6 protein-coding genes and 1 pseudogene are annotated in these 6,545 nt (G+C 65.0%); 3 read left to right on the top strand and 4 right to left on the bottom strand.

What is annotated here, in order from left to right; translation table 11 throughout:
• From EN742_RS19580 to speB, 4 genes are all read right to left on the bottom strand, one after another.
• Positions 1-261, bottom strand: a 261-nt coding sequence (locus EN742_RS19580) for an ABC transporter permease subunit (RefSeq protein WP_148670158.1), incomplete at its 3' end; no start/stop codon positions are given.
• A complete protein-coding gene (locus tag EN742_RS19575) occupies positions 258-926 on the bottom strand; it encodes an amino acid ABC transporter permease (protein ID WP_128333170.1) in 669 nt (222 codons plus the stop codon). The genes EN742_RS19580 and EN742_RS19575, both read right to left, overlap by 4 nt.
• A gap of 108 nt (positions 927-1,034) precedes the next feature.
• Positions 1,035-1,841, bottom strand: a complete 807-nt coding sequence (locus EN742_RS19570; protein ID WP_127405976.1) for a transporter substrate-binding domain-containing protein — start codon at positions 1,839-1,841, stop codon at positions 1,035-1,037.
• 79 nt (positions 1,842-1,920) lie between these two features.
• Complete coding sequence (gene speB / locus EN742_RS19565; RefSeq protein WP_127405977.1) at positions 1,921-2,976, bottom strand: agmatinase; 1,056 nt, start codon at positions 2,974-2,976, stop codon at positions 1,921-1,923.
• Positions 2,977-3,188: 212 nt separating this feature from the next.
• On the opposite strand from speB, the gene gcvA reads away from it, so the two are divergent.
• The 3 genes and pseudogenes from gcvA to EN742_RS19550 all read left to right on the top strand — a co-directional run.
• On the top strand, positions 3,189-4,163 hold the full coding sequence (gcvA, locus tag EN742_RS19560) for a transcriptional regulator GcvA (protein ID WP_126057019.1): 975 nt from the start codon (positions 3,189-3,191) through the stop codon (positions 4,161-4,163).
• Positions 4,164-4,339: 176 nt separating this feature from the next.
• Positions 4,340-5,644: a nicotinate phosphoribosyltransferase gene (gene pncB / locus EN742_RS19555; protein ID WP_127405975.1), complete on the top strand. Its 1,305-nt coding sequence runs from the start codon at positions 4,340-4,342 to the stop codon at positions 5,642-5,644.
• Positions 5,645-5,737: 93 nt separating this feature from the next.
• Positions 5,738-6,545 (top strand): annotated as a pseudogene (locus tag EN742_RS19550) (hypothetical protein); the annotation flags it as partial.

Genomic DNA, 6,545 nt, shown 5'->3' with positions numbered 1-6,545 from the left:
CGTCCATGGCTCGATGCGCAGCCCGAGCATCGGCAGACCAAAGAACATCAGGAAGAGTTGCATCAAGAGCGGCGTTCCCTGGAACAGCGCGACGTAGCCGGAGGCAATCCGCCGGGTCCATTTGGTCTTGGCGATGCGTAAGAACAGTACGGCCAGGCCGACCAGCGCGCCGCCGACGAAGGCGGCGAGCGACAACAGCACCGTCCAGCGCGCGGCGAGCAGCAGGTTGCGCAATATGTCCCAGAAAGTGAACTCGATCATGACACGCCGGCCCCCAGGACGCGGCGTCCGCCGCCGACCAGCAACCGGCGCAGCCCCATCGACAGGCCGAGATAGACCAGCGTCACCACGAAATAGGTCTCGAAGGCGCGGAAGGTGCGTGCCTGCAGCATATCGGCCTCGTAGGTCAGTTCCCGCACCGCAATCTGCGACACGACGGCCGACTCCAGCATCATGATGACGATCTGGCTGGTCAGCGCCGGGTAGATCACCTTCAGCGCCTGCGGCAGCACGACCTTGACGAACACCAGGCGCGGCCTGAGCCCAAGCGCCAGTGCGGCTTCCGTCTGCCCGCGCGGCACCGCGTCCAGTCCGGCGCCGACGATCTCGATCGTATAGGCTGCCATGTTGAGCGTCATCGCCAGCATGGCGGCCAGGATCGGATCGAGTCTAATGCCGAGGCTGGGCAGGCCGAAGAAGATGAAGAACAGCTGCACCAGGAACGGCGTGTTGCGCATCACCTCGACATAGGTCGCGATCGCCAGCCGCAGCGGCTTTGGGCCGCTTCTTTTGCCGGCGGCCCCCAGGATGCTGAGGAACGTTCCCGCCAGCGTGGTGACGGCGATCAGCAGGATCGTCGTCGCCGCGCCGCGCGCGATCGCGCCCGCCGCACCCGTAAGCCAGCCGAAGTCGAGGCTGTAGCCCATGGCAAAACGCCCTGTTGCTCCAAAGCATGATCCCGAACCCTCGGTTCAGAAAGATCATGCTCAAACAAAGATTGAGCCCATCCCGATTCGATCGGGATGGGCTCGCGATCAGTCCTTGAGGTTGTCGGGGTTGAGCGGCGTCTTCAGCCAGGCCTTCGAGCTCTCGTCCAGCTTGCCTTCGGCCAGCATCTTGGCGACCGCGTCGTTGATCGCCTTCTTCAGTCGGTCCTCGTTCTTGTTGAGGCCGATATGCGAGGGCGAGGTCAGCAGCTGGAACTTCTGCTCCGGCTGCAACGCATCCTGCTTGGCCAGCACCTGGGCGCCGACATCGTTGCCCACAACCATCAGCTGGGTCTGGCCGGAGATGAAGGCCTGGATGACGGAGTTGTAGTTGTCGAAGCGGCGGATGTCGGCGGAAGCCGGCGCCGCTTCGGTCAGCGAGGTGTCCTCCAGCGTGCCGCGATTGACGGCGATCGACTTGTCGGCAAGGTCTTCCTTGCCTTTGACCGACAGCGCGGCCGGGCCGATGACGGCGATATAGTAGGGCGCGTAGGCGGCGGCGAAATCGATCACCTCGGCGCGTTCTTTCGAGTAGCCGACGCTCATCAGGAAGTCGACGCGTTTGTCGGTGAGATAGGGAATGCGGTTCTGGCCGGTGACGCTGACCAGGTTCAGCTTCACCTTCAGGGAGTCGGCGATCGCCTGCGCCACGTCGATGTCGTAGCCCTTGATGCTCATGTCGGCGCTGGCCGAGGAGAAGGGCGGAAAGTCGGAGAAGATGCCGACATTGACGGTGCCGGCCTTGGTGATGTCGTCGATGGCATCGGCCCTGGCGGCCTGGGAGGACAGGCCGGCGGCGCCGAGCATCAACATTGCCGTGATGGCGGATTTCAGCGTGTTGCTGCGAAGTGTCATTTTAGTTCCCCTGCTGGAAGCTTGTTGTTGAATCCGGCCGCCGGCTCCAGCGCGGCGGCCGTATTGGCTTGGCGTCGCCTCAGCCTTTCTTGATGGCCGGGCTGAACACCATCAGGCTCAGGATCTCGAACAGGACCTGGGCGCCGACATGGGCGGTGTTCGTGGTCGCGTCGTACTGCGGCGCCACCTCGACGACGTCGCCGCCGACGATGTTGAGGCCCTTGAGGCCGCGCAGCAGTTCGAGCACCTCGCGCGTCGTCAGCCCGCCGACTTCCGGCGTGCCGGTGCCCGGCGCGAAGGCCGGATCGACGCTGTCGACGTCGAAGGAAATGTAGGTCGGCCCGTCGCCAACGATCTTGCGCGCCTTCTCGATGATGGCGGGAATGCCGAGGCCGGTCACCTCCTCGGCGTGCACGACGGTCATGCCGGATTCGTAGGAGAACTCCCACAGATATTCGGCCGCGCCGCGAATGCCGATCTGGATGGTGCGCGACGGATCGAGCACGCCGTCAAGCACCGCGTTGCGGAACGGTCCGCCGTGGTGGAATTTAGTCAGGTCGAACAGGCCACTGGTGTCGCAGTGGGCGTCGATATGGATCATGCCGACCGGCGCCTTCTTGCCGACCGCCTTCAGGATCGGATGGCTGATCGAGTGGTCGCCGCCGACCGACAGCGGGATGACGCCGGCGTCGACGATCTGGTTGGCGCGGCGCTCAATGTCCTCATGGCTGGTCTCCAGCCGGTAGCGGCTCTGGAACGGCACGTCGCCGATGTCGGCGACGCGAAGTTCGTGCGTCGGCGCGCATTCCAGCACATGGTTGTAGGGGCCGATGCGTTCGATGGCGCGCAGCGCCCGCGGCCCGAAGCGCGAGCCCGGCCGGTTGGTGACGCCGAGGTCCATCGGCACGCCGATCATCGCCACCTGCAGGTCGCCGAAATCCGGATTGTCGGCGGTCACCTGGCGGTAGGGCGCGGCAAGGAAGGTCGGGATGCCGGAATAGGGCGCCAGTCTCGTGCCTGACTTGGAGAAGATCTTGTCGGCGACCTTGCGGAACTTCGGATCGAACATCTCGCCGCCATGGCCCTCGCCATACTTGCGACGCAACGCTTCGAGCTTGCCGCGATCGTAACCCATGTCGGTCTCCTCCGTCTGGCTGGCAATGAAAGCTTCGGCAACGCCTATGATGCTGACCGCCATCGGCCGGACCGCGGTCCCGCCCTGGCTGCCTGCAGATTTTCACGTCTTGAAGATGCTCCGGCACAAAGTCTCCGGCAGCTCCATTGAAAAATCAATTGATATTGTTAGGGTGTTTGTTGTGAGAAAATCTCACAGTGCACAGGTGCACCATGGCCAAGCGTCTGCCCCCCTTGAATCCGCTGCGCGCCTTCGAGGCGACGGCGCGCCACGCCTCGCTGACCAAGGCGGCGGCGGAGCTGAATGTCACACACGGCGCCGTCAGCCACCAGATCAAGGCGCTCGAGCAGTCGCTTGGCGTCAAGCTGCTGGAGCGCGCTGGCCAGCGGGTGAGGTTGACGCCGCACGGCGCCGAGCTTTTGCCGGCGGTATCGACTGCCTTCGACGGCATTGCCGCCGCCACCCAGCGCATGACGAGGCCTGCCAGTGCCGGCAAGCTCTCCATATCCTGCGTTCCGGCGCTGCTGCTGCTGTGGATGGCGCCGCGGCTGGGCTCGTTCACCGCGCAATATCCGGACATCCAGCTCACCTTGCTTCCCTCCAACGACGCCAGGGACATCCGCGCCCCGCACATCGATGTCTGCGTGCACTATGGCGACGGCAGCTGGAGCGACTGCTGGATGCGCAAGTGGTCCGGCCTCGAACTGTTCCCGGTGGTCAGCCCGACGCTGATCAACAACCGCCCGATCCGCACCGTGCGCGATCTCGCCGATCATGTCTTCCTGCATGGCGACGACGGCCGTGAATGGCACACCTGGCTGGCCGCCGCGGATGCGCTCGATCTGGAGCGCGGCCGCCGCCACCATCTCGGTGACGCGCGCGTGGCGATCGAGGCCGCCGTTCACGGCCATGGCGTGGCGCTCGGCGATACGGTGACCGCAAGCGGGCTGCTGGCCAGGGGCCTGCTGGTTGCGCCGTTCAGCCTGTCGGTACCGGCGGTCGACGATTTCTACGTCGTGTGCCGAAACGAGATGAAGTCGGCGCCGATCGTCCAGCTGTTCATCGACTGGCTGTTTGCCGAGAAGGAACAGGCTGACAGCCGCGCCGACGCGCCGGTCGCGGGGCGCATCGGCAGCCGCAGGAAACGCCCGGCACTGAGGGTGATCGGCGCCAGGACGGGGGCCTGACGGCTGGACCGTGACGGCTTCCTTTTTGTCGGGCCAGCCCGCAAAGCGGGAGGCGTTCCCGAAAATTCAATGCTAAGAGGCTTTGGCTAAGGCAATCCCTGGAAAGTGCGTAGCGCTTTTCCGTCCGGGATTGCGCAGACAAACGCTAGAGTGAGCAGCGAAGGCGGTAGGACGACATGGCAAAGACCGATATTGCGCGGCGCGTCTACAACCATACCTGGAAGCTGGACCCGATCGTCCGCAGCCTGCTCGATACCGATTTCTACAAGCTGCTGATGCTTCAGATGATCTGGGGCATGTACCCCAAGGTCGACGCCACCTTCTCGCTGATCAACCGCACCACCTCGGTTCGCCTCGCCGACGAGATCGACGAGCAGGAGTTGCGCGACCAGCTCGACCATGCCCGCACCTTGCGCTTCTCCAAGAAGGAGATGATCTGGCTGGGCGGCAACACCTTCTATGGCCGCAAGCAGATCTTCGAGCCGGAATTCCTCGCCTGGCTGGAGGATTTCCAGTTGCCCGAATACGAGCTGTCCAAGCGCGACGGCCAGTACGAGCTCTCCTTCGCTGGCCCCTGGATGTACACGACGCTGTGGGAGATCCCGGCGCTGGCTATCATCAATGAGCTCCGTTCCCGCGCGGCCATGCGCGCCTTCGGCCCCTTCGCGCTCGACGTGCTCTATGCCCGCGCCAAGGCCAAGATGTGGGCCAAGACCGAGCGGCTGAAGGCACTGCCGGGCATCCGCATTTCCGATTTCGGTACCCGTCGCCGCCACTCCTTCCTGTGGCAGCGCTGGTGCGTCGAGGCGCTCAAGGAAGGCATCGGCGAGGCCTTCACCGGCACCTCCAACGTGCTGCTCGCCATGGACAACGACCTGGAAGCGCTCGGCACCAACGCGCATGAACTGCCGATGGTGTTTGCCGCCCTTGCCAATTCTGAAGGCGAGCTCAAGCAGTCGCCCTACAAGGTGCTGCAGGACTGGCAGCGCTATTATGGCGGCAATTTGCTGATCGTGCTGCCCGACACCTTCGGCACGGCTGCCTTCCTGCGCGATGCGCCGGACTGGATCGCCGACTGGACCGGGTTCCGTCCCGACAGCGCGCCGCCGATCGAGGGTGGCGAGAAGATCCTGTCCTGGTGGCGCGAGAAGGGCAAGGACCCCAGGCAGAAGCTGTTGATCTTCTCCGACGGGCTCGAGGTCGAGACGATCGAGGAGACCTACCGCCACTTCCGCGGCAAGGTGCGCATGTCCTTCGGCTGGGGCACCAACCTCACCAACGATTTCGAGGGCTGCGCGCCGACCGAGACCAACCGGCTCGACGCCATATCGCTGGTCTGCAAGGTCAGCGAGGCCAGTGGCCGACCTGCGGTCAAGCTCTCCGACAATCCTGCCAAGGCCACCGGGGATGAGAAGGAGATCAAGCGGTATCTGAGGATATTCGGCGAGACGGACCGGGTGAGGCAACTGGTCAAGGTGTGAGGGTGGCGGGTGCTTCCCGTACCGCCATGCGAGACGGCAGAGTTGGATAGGCCGAGTTCCTTCGCGCCCCCCGTAGGGCGCCAACCTTCGCGATTGGCTCTCGCAGCCGCCTTCACACCGTTCCTCCCCACTTCCGCCTTCGCCCACGCCTCCGACCGTGGCCATGTCCTTCTCCTCCCCACCGGCTACTATGTCGCCGGCGGCGCGCTTGCCGTTGCCGCCAGCTTTCTCGTCCTGGCGCTGCTGCCGCCCGATGCCCTCGACCGCTTCTGGCGCCGCCGCCTGCCGCTCTTTGCCTTTGGCGACGGCACGCGCGCGATCGTCAGCCTGATATCTTTTGCCGGCTTCGCAATCCTCCTTGCCGCCGGCCTGTTCGGCAGCCGCGATCCATTGTCCAACCCGCTGCCGCTCGTCATATGGACGCTGCTCTGGGTCGGCCTGGCCCTGCTGCATGGGCTCCTCGGCGACCTCTGGTCGTGGCTCGACCCCTGGTACGGGCCGTGGCGCGTCGTCAGCCGCCTGATTGGCCGCGACGGCGAAGAAGAGCGCCTGCCCGCATGGCTCGGCAGCTGGCCGGCCGTCGCGCTGTTCTTCGCCTTCGCCTGGTTCGAGCTGATCGACCCGGCGCCCGACGACCCGGCCCGGCTGGCATACGCGGCCGGCCTCTACTGGCTGCTCAGCTTCGTGCTGATGCTTGTCTTCGGCCATCGCGACTGGAGCCGGCGCGGCGAGTTCCTGTGCGTGTTCTTCAGCATGGTCGCGCGCTTTGCTGTTGTGGAGCGCGACGGCAAGCGCAGGCTCAGTCTCTGCTGGCCAGGCGCGAAGCTGCTCTCCGCCGAGTCGCTGCCGACAAGCGGCATGGCCTTCCTGCTGCTGGCGCTGTCGTCGGTCTCCTTCGACG

It is taken from the genome of Mesorhizobium sp. M4A.F.Ca.ET.020.02.1.1 (genome assembly GCF_004022645.1).
Lineage (GTDB): Bacteria > Pseudomonadota > Alphaproteobacteria > Rhizobiales > Rhizobiaceae > Mesorhizobium.
The sequence above is the reverse complement of the archived record's forward strand: the minus strand, read 5'-3'. Positions and strand labels throughout refer to the sequence as shown.